Annotated in this window: 18 protein-coding genes; 3 read left to right on the forward strand and 15 right to left on the reverse strand. The window is 72.3% G+C overall.

Annotated features, from left to right (window positions below; all coding sequences use genetic code 11):
- Positions 1–51: 51 nt before the first annotated feature.
- The 4 genes from DMB42_RS07925 to DMB42_RS07940 are packed head-to-tail and all read right to left on the reverse strand — an operon-like array spanning position 52 to position 3,740.
- Positions 52–1,014: an ABC transporter substrate-binding protein gene (locus DMB42_RS07925; protein WP_125632104.1), complete on the reverse strand. Its 963-nt coding sequence runs from the start codon at positions 1,012–1,014 to the stop codon at positions 52–54.
- 14 nt (positions 1,015–1,028) lie between these two features.
- The gene (locus DMB42_RS07930) at positions 1,029–1,784 is read right to left on the reverse strand and encodes an amino acid ABC transporter ATP-binding protein (protein ID WP_125632106.1); all 756 of its coding nucleotides are present in this window, start codon (positions 1,782–1,784) and stop codon (positions 1,029–1,031) included.
- Positions 1,781–2,653, reverse strand: coding sequence for an amino acid ABC transporter permease (locus tag DMB42_RS07935; protein ID WP_125632108.1), 873 nt, complete (start codon positions 2,651–2,653; stop codon positions 1,781–1,783). The genes DMB42_RS07930 and DMB42_RS07935 overlap by 4 nt, the downstream gene beginning before the upstream one ends.
- Positions 2,640–3,740, reverse strand: a complete 1,101-nt coding sequence (locus DMB42_RS07940; protein WP_125632110.1) for an LLM class flavin-dependent oxidoreductase — start codon at positions 3,738–3,740, stop codon at positions 2,640–2,642. Before DMB42_RS07940 ends, DMB42_RS07935 begins: the two co-directional genes overlap by 14 nt.
- 121 nt (positions 3,741–3,861) lie before the next feature.
- Here DMB42_RS07940 and DMB42_RS07945 point away from each other — a divergent pair, with 121 nt between their 5' ends.
- From DMB42_RS07945 to DMB42_RS07950, 3 genes are all read left to right on the forward strand, one after another.
- A complete protein-coding gene (locus DMB42_RS07945; protein ID WP_125632112.1) occupies positions 3,862–4,758 on the forward strand; it encodes a TauD/TfdA family dioxygenase in 897 nt (298 codons plus the stop codon).
- 124 nt (positions 4,759–4,882) lie between these two features.
- Complete coding sequence (locus DMB42_RS54815; protein WP_260477554.1) at positions 4,883–5,017, forward strand: hypothetical protein; 135 nt, start codon at positions 4,883–4,885, stop codon at positions 5,015–5,017.
- A complete protein-coding gene (locus tag DMB42_RS07950; protein WP_125632114.1) occupies positions 5,017–6,114 on the forward strand; it encodes a YeiH family protein in 1,098 nt (365 codons plus the stop codon). The genes DMB42_RS54815 and DMB42_RS07950 overlap by 1 nt, the downstream gene beginning before the upstream one ends.
- A gap of 36 nt (positions 6,115–6,150) precedes the next feature.
- Here DMB42_RS07950 and DMB42_RS07955 read toward each other — a convergent pair whose 3' ends face one another.
- Genes DMB42_RS07955 through DMB42_RS08005 form a run of 11 tightly spaced genes read right to left on the reverse strand, consistent with a single transcriptional unit; the run spans position 6,151 to position 16,858 of the window.
- On the reverse strand, positions 6,151–6,690 hold the full coding sequence (locus tag DMB42_RS07955; protein WP_125632116.1) for an OsmC family protein: 540 nt from the start codon (positions 6,688–6,690) through the stop codon (positions 6,151–6,153).
- 22 nt (positions 6,691–6,712) lie between these two features.
- Positions 6,713–7,333: a VOC family protein gene (locus DMB42_RS07960; protein WP_125632118.1), complete on the reverse strand. Its 621-nt coding sequence runs from the start codon at positions 7,331–7,333 to the stop codon at positions 6,713–6,715.
- Positions 7,330–7,896, reverse strand: a complete 567-nt coding sequence (locus tag DMB42_RS54820; RefSeq protein ID WP_125632120.1) for an alkylhydroperoxidase domain protein — start codon at positions 7,894–7,896, stop codon at positions 7,330–7,332. The genes DMB42_RS07960 and DMB42_RS54820 overlap by 4 nt, the downstream gene beginning before the upstream one ends.
- Positions 7,893–8,477 (reverse strand): CMD domain protein, encoded by a 585-nt coding sequence (locus tag DMB42_RS54825; protein ID WP_125632122.1) that lies wholly within the window; start codon positions 8,475–8,477, stop codon positions 7,893–7,895. Before DMB42_RS54825 ends, DMB42_RS54820 begins: the two co-directional genes overlap by 4 nt.
- A complete protein-coding gene (locus tag DMB42_RS07975) occupies positions 8,474–9,466 on the reverse strand; it encodes a putative FMN-dependent luciferase-like monooxygenase (protein ID WP_125632124.1) in 993 nt (330 codons plus the stop codon). The genes DMB42_RS54825 and DMB42_RS07975 overlap by 4 nt, the downstream gene beginning before the upstream one ends.
- A complete protein-coding gene (locus DMB42_RS07980; RefSeq protein ID WP_125632126.1) occupies positions 9,463–11,010 on the reverse strand; it encodes an ABC transporter ATP-binding protein in 1,548 nt (515 codons plus the stop codon). Before DMB42_RS07980 ends, DMB42_RS07975 begins: the two co-directional genes overlap by 4 nt.
- Entirely contained in the window at positions 11,007–11,795 is a 789-nt protein-coding gene (locus DMB42_RS07985) for an ABC transporter permease (protein WP_125632127.1), read from the reverse strand. Before DMB42_RS07985 ends, DMB42_RS07980 begins: the two co-directional genes overlap by 4 nt.
- Positions 11,792–12,721, reverse strand: coding sequence for an ABC transporter permease (locus DMB42_RS07990; protein ID WP_125632128.1), 930 nt, complete (start codon positions 12,719–12,721; stop codon positions 11,792–11,794). The genes DMB42_RS07985 and DMB42_RS07990 overlap by 4 nt, the downstream gene beginning before the upstream one ends.
- Complete coding sequence (locus DMB42_RS07995) at positions 12,718–14,340, reverse strand: TIGR04028 family ABC transporter substrate-binding protein (protein WP_221762047.1); 1,623 nt, start codon at positions 14,338–14,340, stop codon at positions 12,718–12,720. Before DMB42_RS07995 ends, DMB42_RS07990 begins: the two co-directional genes overlap by 4 nt.
- Before the next feature lie 47 nt (positions 14,341–14,387).
- On the reverse strand, positions 14,388–16,016 hold the full coding sequence (locus DMB42_RS08000; protein WP_125632129.1) for an ABC transporter ATP-binding protein: 1,629 nt from the start codon (positions 16,014–16,016) through the stop codon (positions 14,388–14,390).
- Entirely contained in the window at positions 16,013–16,858 is an 846-nt protein-coding gene (locus DMB42_RS08005) for an ABC transporter permease (RefSeq protein ID WP_125632130.1), read from the reverse strand. The genes DMB42_RS08000 and DMB42_RS08005 overlap by 4 nt, the downstream gene beginning before the upstream one ends.
- Positions 16,859–16,864: the final 6 nt, after the last annotated feature.

The following is a 16,864-nucleotide window of genomic DNA, read 5'->3' on the forward strand; positions in this document are numbered from 1 at the left end:
AGCCCACCGAGGGTCACAGACTCGCCACGAAAGGCAGTCGCCCGCCGGCGTTCACCCCTTCTGGCGCGGCAGGCCCGGCGGGTTGATCCTGGACTCGGGCACCGCCTCGTTGCCCAGCCCCCACCGGTCGAGCACCTGCTGGTACGTGCCGTTCCTGATCACCGTGTTCAGCGCCTCGCCGACCGGCCCGATCAGGCCGTTGCCCTTCTTCGTCATCGCCGCGATGAGCCCCTGGAGGTCCGGCCCGGCGCCCGAGGCGGTGCCCACGATCCTGGAGTCCCCGCTGATCGCGACGTTGTAGGCGATGGTCGGGTTGGGACCGAAGTACGCCTGGACGCGCCCCGACTTCAGCGCGAGCAGCACGTCGCCGTACTTCTGGTAGTAGAGGATCTCGACCGGCCGGCGGCCGGCCTTCCTGTTCTGCTTGTCCCAGTCGAGCAGGATCTTCTCCTGGTTGGTGCCCGAACGTACCGAGACGCGCAGCCCGGCGATGTCGGCCGGTACGGAGATCTTCCTGATCGGGCTGGAGCCGGGCACCTGCCAGCCGAGCTGATCGACACGGTACGTCGCGAAGTCGTAGACGTCCTTGCGCTCCTCGGTGACGGTGACGTTGTTGAGGACGAGCTCGTACTTGCCGGACCTGGCGCCGAGGAACAGGTTCTCCCAGGACGACCGCTCCGACCGCAGCTCCAGGCCCAGCACGTCGGCCACGAGCTGGGCGAGGTCGGTCTCCACGCCGATCAGCGTGGTGTCGTCACTGGCCGGGAAGACCAGCGGCGGCGTGCCGTCGCCGCCGCTGAAGCCGACGGTGAGCAGGCCGTCCCGCGCGATCTCGGCGGGCACCCGGGCGGCGATGCCCGCGACCTCGGCGGTGCGCACCCGCTTCTGGTCGGGACCGGTGTCGATGGTGCGCCCGGCGGGGGCGGGGACGGCCTTGGGGACGAGCGCGGGCTCGCCCGCGCAGGCGGCGGCGGACAGGAGCAGCAGGAGTGCGGGCACGGCGATGAGACGCATGGCGGTTCCTTGGGTCAGAGGACCTTGCCGATGAAGGCGCGGGTGCGTTCGTGACGCGGGGCGTCCAGGACCTGGGCGGCCCGGCCGCGCTCGACGATGCGGCCCTCGTCCATGAACACGACGGTGTCGGCCACCTCGCGCGCGAAGCCGAGCTCGTGCGTGACGACGATCATGGTGGTGCCGCTGCGGGCGAGGTCCTTCATGACCTCCAGGACCTCGCCGACGAGCTCGGGGTCGAGCGCGGAGGTGGGCTCGTCGAACAGCACCACCTTGGGCTCCAGGGCCAGCGCCCTGGCGATGGCGACGCGCTGCTGCTGGCCGCCGGAGAGCGTCCGCGGATAGGCCGCGGCCTTGTCGGCCAGGCCGACCCGGTCGAGCAGGCGGGCGGTCAGCTCGGCCACCTCGGCGCGCGGCCGGCGCTGGGCCGACAGCGGGGCCTCGGCGATGTTCTGGCTGACGGTCAGGTGGGGGAAGAGGTTGAAGTTCTGGAAGACGAAGCCGATGCCGGCCCGTTGGCGGAGGATGTCGCGTTCGGGCAGCTCGTACAGTTTGTCGCCGGACCGGCGGTAGCCCAGGAGCTCGCCGTCGACCGTGACCGTCCCGCGTTCGACCTTCTCCAGATGGTTGATCACGCGCAGCAGGGTGGACTTGCCCGAGCCGGACGGGCCGAGCACCACCGTCACCTCGCCCTGACGTACGCGCAGGTCGATGCCCTTGAGCACGTGCAGCGCGCCGAAGCTCTTGTGCACGCCGGCCAGCTCGACCATCATGAGCGGCCCCTGCCGTAGTGGCGTTCCAGGAAGTGTTGCCCGATCGAGAGCGTGGTCGTCAGGACGAGGTACCAGATGGTCGCGACCAGCAGCAGCGCCATCACCCTGCCATTGCGGTTGTAGATCACCTGCACCTGGTAGAACAGCTCGGGCAGGGCCATGATGTAGACCACCGAGGTGCCCTTGACCAGGCCCACGATCTCGTTGCCGGCGTTCGGCACGATCGTCCGCATGGCCTGCGGGAGGATGATCCGGAACAGTCTGCGGCCCCTCGGGATGCCCAGTGCCGCCGCGGCCTGCCGCGGCCCGGGATCGACCGACAGCAGGCCGCCGCGGACGATCTCGGCGGCGTAGGCGGCCTGGTGCAGCGAGAGCCCGAGCGCGGCGGCCGTGAGCGGCCCGATCAGGTCCATCGTCCCGACGTCGAAGAAGGCGGGCCCGAACGGCACCCCGAACGACAACCTCGGGTACAGCAGCGCCAGGTTGTACCAGAACAGCAGTTGCAGGATCAGCGGCACCGAGCGGAACAACCACACGTACCCCCACGCCACCGACGACAGCAGCCGGTTGGGCGACAGGCGCATGAGGGCGAGCACGGTGCCGAGCGCGAACCCGAGCCCGATGCCGAGCACGGTCAGCTCCAGCGTGAGCAGCACCGAACGCACCACCGAGGGCGCGAACAGGTACGCCCCGACGACGTCCCACTCCCACGCCGGGTTGGTGACCAGGGCGTTGGCCGCCATCGCCAGCAGCACCAGCACGCCGAGCGCGGCCAGCAGGCGTGACGGATGGCGGGCGGTCACGACCTTCGGCGCGGGCTCCTGCCGTCCGGCCGCCGGGACGGCCTCGGCCGTGTCATGCAGCGTCATGGTCCGCACGCGCGGCGTCGCGCCTGGCCACTTCCGCGCGGACGAGCGGGATCACGTGACGGCCGAAGTCGACGGCGTCGTCCAGGATGGCGTAGCCGCGGGCCGAGAGGATCTCCACGCCCAGGTCGTAGTAGTCGAGCAGGGCCCGCGCCACGGTCTCCGGGGTGCCGACGAGGGCCGTCGAGTTGCCCGCGCCGCCGGTGGCCGCCGCGGTGGGCGTCCACAGGGCGCGGTCGTGCCGCTCGCCTCTGGCGGCCACCTCCAGCAGCCGTTGCGACCCGGCGTTCTGCGGCGGTCCCGCGGGACGCCGCCGCGGGTTCGCGCCCGCCTGCCGCAGGTCGCCCAGGATCCGGTACGCCTTCTCCCAGGCCAGTTCCTCGGTGGGCGCGATGATCGGCCGGAAGGCCACCTGGATGCGCGGCACGTCGGTACGCCCGGCCGCGCGGGCCGCCTCCTTGACCGCCTCGATCTGCTGCGCGGTCTCGGCCAGCGGCTCGCCCCACAGGCAGTAGACGTCGGCCTCGGCCCCGCCCGCCGCGTACGCCGCCGGCGAGGAGCCCCCGAACGAGACCTGCGGCCGAGGCTGCTGGACCGGGAAGACGTCGGAGACGAAGTCCCTGAAGGAGTAGTGGGCGCCCTCGTGGTCGAACGGCTCCCTGGAGGTCCAGCCGCGCTTGACGATCCGGATGTACTCCCGCGTCCTGGCGTACCGATCGTCCTTGGTCAGGCGGTCGCCCTCCCTGCCCTGCTCGTGGTCGTTGCCGCCGGTGATGAAGTGCACGGTCAGGCGGCCGTCGCTGATCTGGTCGAGGGTGGCGAAGGTCTTGAGCGCGTACGTCGGGTAGGACACGTTCGGCCGGTGGGCCAGCAGGATCCGCAGGTCCTCGACCCGGCTCGCGACGTAGGCGGCGACCTGGGCGGGGTCGGGCGCGCCGGAACCGTAGGCGAACAACACCCGGTCCCAGCCGTACTCCTGGTGGGCCCGCGCGAGCCTGAGGGTGTACTGCTTGTCGAAGGACGGGCCCGAGCGGGGCGTGGTCTCCGAGCCGTCGTTGGTGCCGCCGATACCGAGAAACTCCACAGGCATGTCGAGCCCTTTCTCGCGTCCGTGAACGCCCTTCACCCCAGCACGGTGATCGTATTCCGTCAAGCCCTACCAATTTAGTTGGTTTTTATTTACGGTGGAGGCGTACGGAAGGAAGGACACCATGCCATCCCTGACCATCACCCCCGTCGCCGGCCGTATAGGCGCCGAGATCACCGGCGTGCGGCTCGGCGGCGACCTGCACCCCGACGTCGTCGCCGAACTCCGCCAAGCCCTGCTCACCCACAAAGTGATCTTTCTGCGCGGTCAGGACCACCTCGACGAGCAGGGCCAGGTGGGCTTCGCCCGGCTGCTCGGCGAGCCGACCGCCGCCCACCCGACCGTCCCCGCGCTGCACGGCAACGCCCACATCCTCGACCTCGACTACAGCAACGGCCACAAGGTCGACCGCTGGCACACCGACGTGACCTTCGTGGACCGGCCGCCGCTGGCCTCGGTGTTGCGGGCGGTCATCGTGCCGGAGGCCGGCGGCGACACGTTGTGGGCCAACACCGTCAGCGCGTACGAACATCTGCCCGTCGAGCTGCGCGACCTGCTCGACCGGCTGCGCGCCGTCCACACCAACCAGTACGACTACGTCCGCGCGGCCACCGTTGACGAGCGGGCCCGCGAGCACGCCGAGGTGTTCACCTCCACGCTGTTCGAGACCGAGCACCCGGTGGTGCGCGTGCACCCGGAGACCGGGGAACGCTCGATCCTGCTCGGCGACTTCGCCAAGCGCCTGAGCGGGCTGTCCGCGCTCACGTCCGGCTCGGTCATCCGGCTGGTCCAGGAGCACGTCACCGAGGTGGAGAACACCGTGCGCTGGCGCTGGTCGCCCGGTGACGTGGCGATCTGGGACAACCGGGCCACCCAGCACCGCGTGGTGCACGACTTCGGCGACCGTCCCCGCCGCCTGCACCGCGTCACGATCGCCGGGGACGTCCCGGTGGGCGTGGACGGCCGCGCCAGCACCGTGCTGTCCGGGGACGCCGCCGCCTACTCGCCGATCGCCGCCTGACCCTCGCCCCGGCCGCCCCGGCCGCGAACGTCGCCGTGGCCGGTGCACGCGATCGGCGTCAACCGTGCGGGCGGGGTTGGCTGGGCCCCGCCCGCACGTTCCACCCCCCACGAAAGGCACGTACATGAGCACCGACGATTCCCCCACCGCACGCGAGAGCCGCGTCGCGATCAGCGAGGACTGGGCCGCCACGGCCGTCGGCCTGATCCTGCTCGTCCTCGTCCTCACCGGCGTCGTCCCCGTCGGGCTGGTGCCCTGATGAGCGCCGGAACCGCCACCAGGGACCGCCTCACCTGGCAGAAGACGGCGCTCGGCGTCCTGGTCGTCCTCGTGCTGGCCGCCGCCACGCGTTTCCTGGAGAAGGGCGTCCCGGGCTGGTTCCCGGACTCCGGCCTGGCCAAGGCCGTCGAGTTCCCGGTCTACGCGATCGCCGCCGGACTGCTCGGCAACGCGCTGCTCACCGCCACCGGCCTGCGGGACCGGCTGGCCGGCGGGTTCCGCACGGAGTTCTTCATCAAGACCGGGCTGGTCCTGCTCGGCGCGTCCATCAACCTCAAGGTCATCGTGACCGCCGCCGGGCCGGCCGTGCTCCAGGCGATCGTGCTGATCAGCGCGGTGTTCCTGTTCACCTGGTGGCTCGGCGGCCGGCTCGGGCTGGACGACCGGCTGCGCGCGCTGCTGTCGTCGGCCGTGTCGATCTGCGGGGTCAGCGCCGCCATCGCGGCGGCGGGGGCCGTACAGGCCAGGAAGGAGCAGCTCGCCTACAGCGCGAGCCTGGTGATCGCGTTCGCGCTGCCGTCGATCTTCATCCTGCCCGCGCTCGCCTCGCTGTTCGGGCTCTCGCCCGAGGTCGCGGGGGCCTGGATCGGCGGCAACATCGACACCACCGCCGCCGTCACGGCGGCGGGCACGATCGCGGGCGAGGACGCCCTGGCCATCGCCACGATCGTCAAGGTCACCCAGAACGCGCTCATCGGCGTCGTCGTGGTCGTGCTGACCGCCTGGTTCGCCTTCCGCGTCGAGCGCCGGGCCGACGCCGAACGGCCCGGCCTGATCGAGTTGTGGCGGCGTTTCCCGAAGTTCGTGCTCGGGTTCGTGGCCGCGTCGGTGATCGCGACCTGGTGGCTCACGACCGTCCCGGCCGCCGAGGGCAAGGCGGTCATCGGGGTCGCCAACGACCTGCGGACCTGGTTCCTGATCCTGGCGTTCGTCAGCATCGGGCTGGAGTTCCGGGTCTCGGCGCTGCGGGAGGCCGGGTGGCGGCCGGTCGTCGTGTTCGCCACCGCGACAGTGGTCAACGTGGTCGTCGCGCTGGCCCTGGCCCTGGCCCTGTTCTCCGGCTTCACGGCCGGCTGACGGCCGGCCCCGCCTTCGGGGGGCGGGGCCGTCCGGCTACGCGACGGGCAGCCCGGCGGGGTCCGCCACCCGCACGATCGAGCCGCTGATCTCCTGCGGGTTGCGGATCAGGTTGAGGATCGGGCACACCCGCTCGACCTCGGCGTGCAGCCTGGCCAGGTCCTCGTCGGAGGCGGGCGAGGCGATCTGCACCTCGTAGGCGAAGTTGTGCGGGTGGACCGGGACGCCCTGGTCGCCCGGGAGCTGGGCCCTCGGGTCGTACTCGGCGCGTACGTCCACCTCCAGGGAGTCGATCGGCACCTCCAGCTCGGCCGCCTTGATCAGGAAGATGTGGGTGACACAGCTTCCCAGCACGCCGGCCTGCAGCTCCGGCGAGCCGGGGCCGAGGTCGTAGCCGGCGAAGTCGGGGCCGCTGTCGCTGATGATCTGGAAGTCCCTGATCCTGATCCGCCGGATCCCGCTGCGGCCCTCGGCCGTCACGTGGGCGTGCAGCGGCACCGGGCCGTTCGACGGGGCCTCGCGGCGGGCCAGCAGGGCGGCGCGCTTGTGCGCCAGGTACTCGCGAAGGGTGCTCATGGGTCTTTCTCTCTCGAAGGGTTCAGCTCAGGGTCACGTGGCCGAGCGGCGTGTCGATCACGGCCCGCAGACGGGCCTCGGGCCCCTCGGAGACGTCGCGCGTCACGCCGAGCGCGGCCAGGTCGCGCCGCAGCGCCTCGGGGTCGGGATGGACGGCGGCGAAGGAGACCAGGCCGACCTGCGGGAGGTCCGTGGCGGCCGGGTGGGTGGTCGTGCCCCAGTCGATGAGGAAGGGCACGGGCCGGACCGCCGCCGGGTCCTCGCGCCGGGTGAGCCGCCACTCCAGCAGCTCCCCCGACGGCGTACGCCGGGACAGCGGCTGCACGTCGCCGGGGTCGTAGCCGCCGCGGCGGGCCAGCTCCACGGTCTTGTCGATGTCCTCGGGATGCACGGCCCAGGCGGCCAGGCGCGGCTCGGTCAGCGTCTCCAGCCCGAACGCGCGCGGCCGCACCCCGGCCTCCGGGTCCGGCCCGATGATCTCCAGGTACTCGGTGGGCCCGAAGCGCACCAGGTAGTTGGCGGTGCCGCCGGGGTGGCTGCCGCCCGCGACGGGCCGTACCCCGGTGCGCGCGGCGAAGTCCTCGACCCCCGCGAGCAGGTCGGGAACGGCGTAGACGAGGTGGTCGAGGTGACGGTCGGTCATCGGTGGTCCTCCGGTTCTCCGAGTGAGAGCATGAGCCGGTTCGCCCAGTTGAAGAAGGCGGCGGCGTGGATGGTGTCGCTGATCGCCAGGTCGTCGAGCCCGGCCGCGCGCAGCGCCGCGATGTGCTCGGGCCCGAACTCGACGGGCGTCGCGGCGAGCGCGACCGAGGCGTCGATGACGGCCCGCCAGCGGCCTTCCTGTGGCGCGTCCACCCCGTCGTCGAGCAGCCGCTGCACGTCCTCGTGGCGCTTGGAGTGGTGCGCGGCGAAGCGGGCGTGCACCGACGCGCAGAACACGCAGCCGTTACGCCGCGAGGTGGCGGTCGCGGCCAGCTCGCGCTCGGCGCGCGGCAGGCCGCCGTCGGCGTTGTAGAAGATGTCGTTGTCGGTCTTTGTACGCGCGTGCAGGATCTCGGGGTCGCGGGCCAGCAGCAGGAAGTACGGCGACGACGCCCGTGCCCGGTCGACCAGCGCCTCGTAGTGGGCCTCGGTCAGCTCCTCCGGCGCGAGCGGCGGCAGCCAGGGCTTCCAGCCGAGCTGTTCCTGGGTGAATCCGGTCGTCATGCCGCGACCTCCGCGTTCAGCAGCCGGAGCCCGCCGACCACGCGTACCTGGAAGGCGAGGAAGGCGACGAGCTGCGACAACGTCACCACGCCCGTGGGGCCCCAGCCCGCCGCGGCCAGCGCCTCCAATGCCTGCCCGCTCGCCTCGCGCGGCCGGAAGACCAGCAGGTGCGCGTGCTCGAACGCGGCCGTGAGCCGGACGCCCAGATTGCCGGGTTCGCGCACCTGGTAACGCAGGCCCTCGTCGCTCTCGGCGGCCAGCGGCGCGGGATAGACCCCGTACGGGCCCGCGGTGGCGCCCGCCTCGATCTCGGCCTCGACGGCCTTGAGCAGGCCGGGGGCCAGGTCGGCGAGCCGGTCGGCGTAGAAGCCGGCGACGACGGCGTCGCGATGGAGTCCGGCCACGAAGGCCGCGACGGCGTCGCGTTCGACGAGGGTGACCTCGCCCTCCTCGTCGGGCGTGAACAGCGCGTCGAAGCCGCGCTGGGCGTGCTCGCGCGCGGCCGGCCGCAGGTCGCGCAGCTTGTCCAGGCGGGAGCCCGGTCTTATCCCGGCCAGATGGTCGATGACGTCGTTGATCATGTCGAGCTCATTTCGGTGGAGGGGAGCCAGCCGAGCGCGGGCGCGACCTCGGTCGCCAGCAACTCGATGGAACGCAGGACGAGCGGATGCGGCGGGTCCACCGAGTGCACCTGGAAGACCAGGTCGGTGGCCCGTTCGAGGGTCGGGTCGGCGCACAGGCTGTCGATGACGTCCTGCGGGGTGCCCACGTGCACGTCGAAGGCGGCGATGCGGCTGTCGAGGTCGTCGGCGGGCAGCTCCCACGGCAGCCGGCCGCGGCCGAGGCCCAGCTCGGCCACGCGGAGCGCCTCGGCGCGACTGTCGGCCACGAACGCGGTCCGCGAGGCCACGATGCGCGGGACGGCGCCCTCGGGCAGGTTCTCGTGGTAGGCGTCCACGATCGGCCGCTGGAGATCGGCCAGCGTCGCCTGCGGGTCGTCGGCCGGCCGCGGCTGCGTGCGCGACAACATGAGCCCGTTGCCCGCCCGGCCCGCGCGTGCTCCCCCGGAGGCCGAGAACGTCGCCTCCCAGATCGCGCCGAGCAGCCGGGGCGCGGGCGGGTAGAGCCGGCTGCCGCCGCCCAGATCCTCGCCCGACCAGGCCCTGACCAGCACCGACAGGTGCTCGGCGTACAGGGCGGCGCGGTCCGCGCTGTCGTGCCCGAACGGCCCGAACGACGACGGCGTGCCGCCGCTGCCGACGCCGACCTCCAGCCGCCCGCCGGTGAGCAGGTCGAGCACGGCGGTGTCCTCGGCCACCCGTACCGGGTGCTCGAGGGGCAGCGTGATGATGCCGGTGCCGAGGCGGATGCGGCTGGTCCTGGCCGCCACGTGGGCGAGGAAGACCAGCGGCGCGGGCAGCCCGCCCTCCGCGCCGTCGAAGTGGTGCTGCGCCACCCAGGCGGTGTCGAACCCGAACGACTCCGCGTGCGCGATCTGCTCGGCGGCCAGCCGGTAGCGCTCCGCCGGGGGCGCCTCGTCCAGGACCCGGGTGAAGAAGCCGAGCCTCATCGGACCGGCTCCGGGATGGCGGCGAGCAGCTCGCGGGTGTAGTCGTCGGCCGGGTCGGTGAAGACCCGCCGGGTGGATCCTGATTCCACGATGCGTCCTTTGTTCATGACGGAGACGGTGTGCGAGATCTGCCGCACCACCGCCAGGTCGTGCGAGATGAAGAGGTAGGTCAGGCCGAGGTCACGCTGGAGCTGTTCGAGCAGCTCGAGGATCTGCGCCTGGACCGTGACGTCGAGCGCCGAGACGGCCTCGTCGAGCACGAGCACCTCCGGCCCGGCGGCCAGCGCGCGGGCGATCGCCACCCGCTGCCGCTGCCCGCCCGACAACTCGCGCGGCCTGCGGGACGACACGTCCTCGGGCAGCGCCACCCGGTCCAGGAGCTCCCGCGCGCGGGCCCGGCGGGCGGCCCGGTCGCCGAACCGGAAGTTGCGCAACGGCTCCTCCACGATGTCGGCGACCGCCTGCCGGGGGTCCAGCGACCCGTACGGGTTCTGGTGCACGAGCTGGACGTGGCGGCGGAAACCGCGGCCCTCGGGCGCCCCGGCGACGGTGACCGTTCCCGAGGTGGGCTCGGCGAAGCGTACGACCATGCGCGCGGTGGTGGTCTTGCCGGAGCCCGACTCCCCCACGAGCGCGTGCGTGGTGCCGCGCGGCACCTCGAACGAGACGCCGTCCACGGCCCTGAAGGCCCGCGGCCCGGACCGGAACTCCTTGACCAGGTCGCGCACCACGATCGCGGGCTCGGCCGCCACCGGCTCGCGGAAGGGACGCGCCGACAGCGCGGGGGCGTCGCGCAGCAGCCGCCCGGTGTAGGCCGCGGCGGGCGCCGCCAGGATCTCCCTGGTCGGGCCCTGCTCCTCGACGCGGCCGTCCTTCATGACGACCAGCCGGTCCGAGCGGCTCGCGGCCACGCCGAGGTCGTGGGTCACCAGCAGCACGGCCGTGCCGAACTCGGCGCGCAGGTCGTCGATGAGGTCCAGGATGCGCCGCTGCACGGTGACGTCCAGGGCGCTGGTGGGCTCGTCGGCGATGATCAGCCGGGGTTCGAGGGCGACGGCGATGGCGATCAGCACGCGCTGCCGCATGCCGCCGGACAGCTCGTGCGGGTACTGGCGGGCCCGCGTCTCGGGGTCGGGCAGGCCGACGCGGGTGAGCAGCTCGACGACTCGGCGTCGCATGGCCGCCCGGTCGCCGCGCTTGTGGATGCGCAGCACCTCGGCGATCTGCGCCCCGACCGTCTTGACCGGGTCGAGCGAGTTGGACGGATCCTGCGGGACCAGCCCGATCTGCGCCCCGCGTACGGACTCCATCCGCCGCGGCGACCAGGTGGCCAGGTCGTTCTCCCCCAGCAGGACGCGGCCGCCGTCGAGGGAGGCGTTGCGCGGCAGCAGGCCGATGATCGAGTGCGCGGTCGTGGTCTTGCCGGACCCCGACTCGCCCACGACGGCGACGACCTCGCCCGGCTCGACGGTGAAGGAGACGCCCCGGACCGCCGGGCGGCCGTCGTAGGAGACCGCGAGGTCGCGGACGTCGAGCAGGCTCACGAGGACTCCTTGGCGATCGAGCGGCTGATCCGGCCGGCGGCGAGCACGACCGCGACCACCACGGCCCCGGGCAGCGTGGTCAGCCACCACGAGGTGGCCAGGTAGTTGCGGCCCTCGGCGATGAGCAGGCCCCACTCGGGCGTGGGCGGCTCGGCGCCGTAGCCGAGGAAGCCGAGCGTCGAGATGGCCAGGATGGCCACGCCGAACTGGAGCGCGGCCAGCGCGATGACCGGACCGAGGGAGTTGGGCAGCACGTGCCGCCACAACACGGCGGGGAAACGCCCGCCGCTGCCGAAGGCGGCCTCGACGTAGTCCGTACGGCGCACCCGCACGACCTCGGCCCGCGACAGCCGGGCGAACGCGGCGACCGAGCCGATGCCGACCGCGACGGCCACGTTCACCGTGCCGGGGCCGAGCAGGATGATCACGACCAGGGCCAGGAGCAGCCCGGGGACCGACAGCAGCACGTCCACGACCCGCATGACGGCGGCGTCCAGCACCCCGCCCGCCGACCCGGCCAGCAGCCCGAGCAGCGTGCCGAGCAGCAGGCCGACCGCGACGGCGACGAACGCCCCCGACAGCGAGTGCACGGCTCCGTACACCACCCGCGCGAACACGTCGCGCCCGACGGCGTCGGTGCCGAACAGGTGCTGCCCGCTCGGCGCCCGCAACTTCTCGACCGGTACGCCGGCGATCGGGTCGTAGCCGGTGAACAGGCCGGGGACGACCGCCCACAGCAGCACCACGGCGATCACCGTCCAGGACAGGATCAGGCCGGCCCTCACGACGCCGCCTTCAGGCGCGGGTCGAGCACCGGGAACAACACGTCCACCACCAAGTTGACCAGGACGAACACCGCCGCGGCGAGCACCACGACGGCCAGCATCACCGGCGTGTCCTGCGCGGTCACGGCCTGCTCGGTGAGCCGCCCGACGCCGTTGCGGCCGAAGACCGTCTCCGTCACGACCGAGCCCGCGATCAGCTCGCCGAACGTCAGGCCCGCCACGGTCAGCGTCGGCAGCACGGCGTTGCGGGCCACGTGCCGCCACAGGATCCACCAGCGGGTCGCGCCCTTGGCCGCGATCACCGGCACGAACGGCTGCGCGTACACCTGGTCGATGCCACGCGCCAGCACCTGCGCGATGGGTGCGGAGATCGGCACGGCCAGCGTCAGCACGGGCAGGACGAGCTGTTGCAGCTCACTTCCCCCGATGACCGGCACCAGCCGCAGCCGGAACGAGAACACCTGGATCAGCAGGATCCCCAGCCAGAACGCCGGGACCGAGATGAACAACGACGGCACCGACAGCAGGGCCCCGCGCAGCCACGACGTCCTGCTGTAGCTCGCCACGAATGCGATGACCACGGCGAGCAGCACCGCCAGGACGAACGCCGCCGAGGCCAGCCGGGCCGTCTCGGGCAACGCCTCGCCCAGCCGCTCGACCACCGGGGCGCCGGTGTCGATCGAGTAGCCGAAGCCGCCGGTCAGGAAGCCGGACAGGGTGCGGAAGTACTCGGCGACGGGCGAGCCGCCGCTGTAGTACGCCCGGATCTCGGCGATCTGCTGCGGCGACAGGCCGAGCTCCGGGTTCTGGAACTTGATCAGGATCGAGTCGCCGGGCAGCAGTTGCAGCAGCGCGTAGCTCGCCGTGAAGGCGGCCCACAACACGAGCACCGCCTGCCCGGCCCTCGTCAGGACGTACCTGGTCATTGCTGGGTCTTCCAGGTCGAGTAGAACCACGGGCGGGCGACCGCCTCGAAGGCCACACCCTGGACGTACGGCGCGCCGCCGTACACCTGGGGCTCCTCGAACAGGGGGATGGCGTAGCCCTGGTCGATCACGTACCGCTGGATCTCGCCGACCTTGGCGTTGCGCTTGGCGTTGTCGGGCTCGGCGGACTCCTCCTCCAGCAGGCTGTCCAGCTTCTTGTCCTTGGAGAGGATGACGTCGCGGTTCTGGCTGTGGAAGTGGCTCTTGATCACGTCCTGGTCGGCGCGGCCGACCATGCTGTGGGCGACGCCGGTCTTCTCGGCGTCCTTGATGTCGACGGCCTGGGTGCCGGCGTCGGCGGGACGGATCTCCAGTTGCACGCCGAGCTTGGCCCACTGCTGGCCGACGAGTTCGAGCGTCTGCTTGGACAGCGGCTGCGGGCCGGCGACGAAGACCCCGAGCCGCAGCTTGGCGCCGCCCTTCTCCCGGACGCCGTCGGCGCCCTTGGCCCAGCCTGCCTTGTCGAGCAGGGCGTTCGCCTTGGCGGGGTCGTAGACCAGGTCCTTCGACAGGTCGGCGTACCCCTGGGCGAGGTGGCTGAGCACCGAGGTGGCGCGCGGGTAGCTCGCGGTGAACAGGGTGTCGACGACCTCCTTGACGTCGGTGCCCGCCTGGAGCGCCTTGCGCACGTCGAGGTCCTTCAGGATGCTGTTGGACGGCCGCAGGTACAGGCCGTTGTTCACACCCCTGGTCGGCTCGGCGTAGATCTGGAAGCCGGCGTCCTTGACGGTCTTCTCGTCGTACGCCTGGACGTAGCGTACGAAGTCGGCCTGACCGGACGTCAGCGCACCGACCCGCACGTTGTCCTCAGGCGTGACGATGATCTTGATCTCGTCCAGGTACGCCCGCCCCTGGTGCTTGGAGGACGGCGGCGCCCAGTTGTAGTCCTTGCGCGCGGCCAGGTCGATCTCCTTGTCGACGACCTGGTTCTTCAGCGTGAAGGGCCCCGAGCCGACGATGTTCTTGAGCTGGCACTGCTGCTCGTACGGCAGCGAGATCGTCTTCTTCGACACCAGCCCCGCCCCGATGACCGAGGTGCCCTGGAGGAACCCGGGCGAGGGCTTCTTGAAGTGGAACTTCACGGTCAGCGGGTCGACGACCTCGCTGCGCTCGTAGTTGTTGACGAACTCGGCGACGGGCAGCTTCAGCGCGGTGTCGCCGAGGCCGTAGACGTCGAAGTTGTCCGCGACGGTGGCGGCGTCGAGCGGGCTGCCGTCGCTGAAGGTCACGCCCTGGCGCAGGTGGAAGGTGTACTCGGTGGCGTCCTCGTTCACCTCCCACTTGGTGGCGATCCACGGCTCGATCTCCAGCGTCTGCGGGTTCTGCCAGGTCAGCTTGTCGGTGATCTGGTTGAGGATGCCGCCGTTGGGATAGAAGCCGGCGGCCGGCAGGTAGAGGCAGGTGGGCGGCTGGTGCTCCAGGTAGGTCAGCGTGCCGCCGTAGACCGGCTGACCACTGGTCGGGGCCGCGCCGGCAGCACCCCCTTGACCGCCACAGGCGCCGAGGAGCCCCACGACGGCGAGCATGACGGCTGCGGTGCGCAAGTTGGATGAGGACATGGGGGTACTGCCTTTCAGACAAAACATACCTAAAAAGTAGGAAAAGGCTACAGCAATCGTGGGACCGAAGCCACCAGGGCCCTCGTGTAGTCGTGCCGCGGCCGGGTGAACACCTCGCCGACCTCGCCCTCCTCGACGACCTGGCCGTCCTTCATGACCAGTACGCGGTCGCTGACGTGGTGCACGACACCCAGGTCGTGTGAGATGAACAACATCGCCGTACCGTCCTCGGCCTGGATGTCGGCGAGCAGGTCGAGCACCTGCGCCTGGATCGAGACGTCGAGGGCGGAGACCGGCTCGTCGCAGACCAGCACGTCCGGGCGCGGGCCCAGGGCCCGCGCGATGGCGACGCGCTGGCGCTGCCCGCCCGACAACTCCCGGGGACGGCGGCCGGCCGCCTCTGGGGGCAGGCCCACGCGGGCCAGCAGGTCGAGCACGCGGGCCCGGCGCTCGCCGGGCGGCAGCCGTAACGGCTCGGCGACCAGGCGGCCGACGGTGTGGCGGGGGTCGAAGGAGTCCAGCGGGTTCTGGGAGACGAGCTGGATCCTCGGCCGCAGCGGGCGGCGGCGGCTCTCGGGCAGGTCGCTCCACGGGCGTCCGTGCAGGCTGACCCGGCCGCCGTCGGGCTCCAGCAGGGCCAGGGCCAGCCGGGCGAGCGTGGTCTTGCCCGAGCCGGACTCGCCGACCACGCCCAGGGTCTCGCCCTCGTGCAGGGTGAAGGAGACGTGGTCCACCACGACCCGCCGCCCGTACGAGCGGGTGAGGTCCGTACCGGCCAGCACCCGCGCGTACGGGTCCGGCTCGCGTACGGCGATCGGCGGGCCGCCGGTGAGCCGGGTGCCCCGGGAGGCGGCCGAGGGCACGGCGGCCAGCAGCGCGCGTGTGTACTCGTGCGCGGGCGCGCCCAGGACGTCCCGGGTCCGGCCCTCCTCGACGACCAGGCCGTCCTTCATGACCAGGATGCGGTCGGCGATCGAGGACACGACGGCCAGGTCGTGGCTGATCAGCAGCAACGCCGTACCGGCCGCCTTGCGTTCGGCCAGCAGCCGCAGGATCTGGGCCTGCACGGTCACGTCGAGCGCCGTGGTGGGCTCGTCGGCGATGATCAGCCGGGGGTCGGCCGCGATGGCCGAGGCGATCAGCACGCGCTGCCGCAGCCCGCCCGAGAGCTGGTGCGGGCGCTGCCCGGCGCGCAGGGCGGGCTCGGGCACACCGGCCGCCGCCAGCAGGTCGAGCACCCGTTCCGCGCGCCGGGCGCGGGGCACGACGTCGTGCGTGGCCAGCACCTCGGCGATCTCCGCGCCCACGGTGCGCAGCGGGTCGAGCGAGACGAGCGCGTCCTGGAGCACCAGCCCGGCGAACCGGCCGCGCAGCCGCCGCCACTCCCGCTCGCCGAACGCGAGCGCGTCCTGACCGGCGACCGTGAACGAGGACGCCGACACGGCCGAGCCGGGCCCGGTGAGCCCGAGCAGGGTACGCGCGGTGACGCTCTTGCCCGACCCCGACTCCCCCACGATCGCCACGCACTCGCCGGCGGCGACCGACAACGAGATCCCGTGCACGACCTCGGCCCCGCCGAAGCTCACCCGCAATCCCTCGACGGCGACGAGCGCGGCCGAGGACGCGGGCCCGGGTGGTGCGGCGGGCGCGGTGTCCGCGCCCCGGACGGCGGTCATGAGCTTCTCCCTTCGAAGCGGCGCTGGAGCCGGCGTCCCACGACGGTCAGGCAGACCACGGTCAGCGTGATCGCGATGCCCGGGAACAGCGCCTCCCACCAGGCGACACGCAGGTAGTTGCGGCCCTCGGAGAGCATCGCCCCCCATTCGGCGGCGGGCGGCTGCGGCCCCATCCCGAGGAAACTGAGCCCCGAGCCCGCGATGACCGCCGTGCCGAGCCCGATCGTGGCCAGCACGGGGATGGGCCCGAGCACGTTCGGCAGCACGTGCCCGAACGTGATCGCCAGGCGGCCGCGGCCGAACGTACGCGCCTGCTCCACGTAGCCCGAGTGGCGCACCACGAACGTCTGGGCGCGGATCACCCGGGCGTAGTTGGGGATCTGCGCGACGGCGATCGCGAAGATCACGTTGACCGTGCCCGGCCCGGTGATCGCCACGACGAGCAGGGCGAGCAGCAGCTCGGGCAGCGTGGACAACACGTCGAACGAGCGGGCCAGGGCCTCGTCCAGCCATTTCGGCGACAACCCGGCGGCCAGGCCGAGCAGCACGCCGGCGACGACCGCGAGCACGGTGGCGCCGACGCCGATGCTGATCGAGTGCCGGGCGCCGTGCACGACCCGGGAGAGCACGTCCCGGCCGAGATGGTCGGTGCCGAGCGGGTGCGCGCCGCCCGGCGGGGACAGCGCGCCGAGCAGGTCGGCGGCCAGCGGGTCGACCCCGGTGAGCAGTTCGGGCGCCAGCACGGCCAGCGCCAGCACGGCGAGGAACAGGACCGGCACGGCCACCCGGAGCCCGGCACGGGCCGGACGGCGGCGCGGCAGCACGACAACGGGCACGCCCATCGCCGC

This window comes from Nonomuraea sp. WAC 01424 (assembly GCF_003947315.1).
Classification (GTDB): Bacteria; Actinomycetota; Actinomycetes; order Streptosporangiales; family Streptosporangiaceae; genus Nonomuraea; species Nonomuraea spiralis.

What these genes read in the sequence shown, in the direction of transcription:
- DMB42_RS07940 (WP_125632110.1), bottom strand. Translation starts at nt 3,740, where the DNA reads ATGCCTGTGGAGTTTCTCGGTATCGGCGGCACCAACGACGGCTCGGAG.
- DMB42_RS07950 (WP_125632114.1), top strand. Translation starts at nt 5,017, where the DNA reads ATGAGCGCCGGAACCGCCACCAGGGACCGCCTCACCTGGCAGAAGACG.
- DMB42_RS54825 (WP_125632122.1), bottom strand. Translation starts at nt 8,477, where the DNA reads ATGATCAACGACGTCATCGACCATCTGGCCGGGATAAGACCGGGCTCC.
- DMB42_RS07945 (WP_125632112.1), top strand. Translation starts at nt 3,862, where the DNA reads ATGCCATCCCTGACCATCACCCCCGTCGCCGGCCGTATAGGCGCCGAG.
- DMB42_RS07930 (WP_125632106.1), bottom strand. Translation starts at nt 1,784, where the DNA reads ATGATGGTCGAGCTGGCCGGCGTGCACAAGAGCTTCGGCGCGCTGCAC.
- DMB42_RS08000 (WP_125632129.1), bottom strand. Translation starts at nt 16,016, where the DNA reads ATGACCGCCGTCCGGGGCGCGGACACCGCGCCCGCCGCACCACCCGGG.
- DMB42_RS07960 (WP_125632118.1), bottom strand. Translation starts at nt 7,333, where the DNA reads ATGACCGACCGTCACCTCGACCACCTCGTCTACGCCGTTCCCGACCTG.
- DMB42_RS07955 (WP_125632116.1), bottom strand. Translation starts at nt 6,690, where the DNA reads ATGAGCACCCTTCGCGAGTACCTGGCGCACAAGCGCGCCGCCCTGCTG.
- DMB42_RS07925 (WP_125632104.1), bottom strand. Translation starts at nt 1,014, where the DNA reads ATGCGTCTCATCGCCGTGCCCGCACTCCTGCTGCTCCTGTCCGCCGCC.
- DMB42_RS08005 (WP_125632130.1), bottom strand. Translation starts at nt 16,858, where the DNA reads ATGGGCGTGCCCGTTGTCGTGCTGCCGCGCCGCCGTCCGGCCCGTGCC.
- DMB42_RS54815 (WP_260477554.1), top strand. Translation starts at nt 4,883, where the DNA reads ATGAGCACCGACGATTCCCCCACCGCACGCGAGAGCCGCGTCGCGATC.
- DMB42_RS07995 (WP_221762047.1), bottom strand. Translation starts at nt 14,340, where the DNA reads ATGTCCTCATCCAACTTGCGCACCGCAGCCGTCATGCTCGCCGTCGTG.
- DMB42_RS07975 (WP_125632124.1), bottom strand. Translation starts at nt 9,466, where the DNA reads ATGAGGCTCGGCTTCTTCACCCGGGTCCTGGACGAGGCGCCCCCGGCG.
- DMB42_RS07990 (WP_125632128.1), bottom strand. Translation starts at nt 12,721, where the DNA reads ATGACCAGGTACGTCCTGACGAGGGCCGGGCAGGCGGTGCTCGTGTTG.
- DMB42_RS07935 (WP_125632108.1), bottom strand. Translation starts at nt 2,653, where the DNA reads ATGACGCTGCATGACACGGCCGAGGCCGTCCCGGCGGCCGGACGGCAG.
- DMB42_RS54820 (WP_125632120.1), bottom strand. Translation starts at nt 7,896, where the DNA reads ATGACGACCGGATTCACCCAGGAACAGCTCGGCTGGAAGCCCTGGCTG.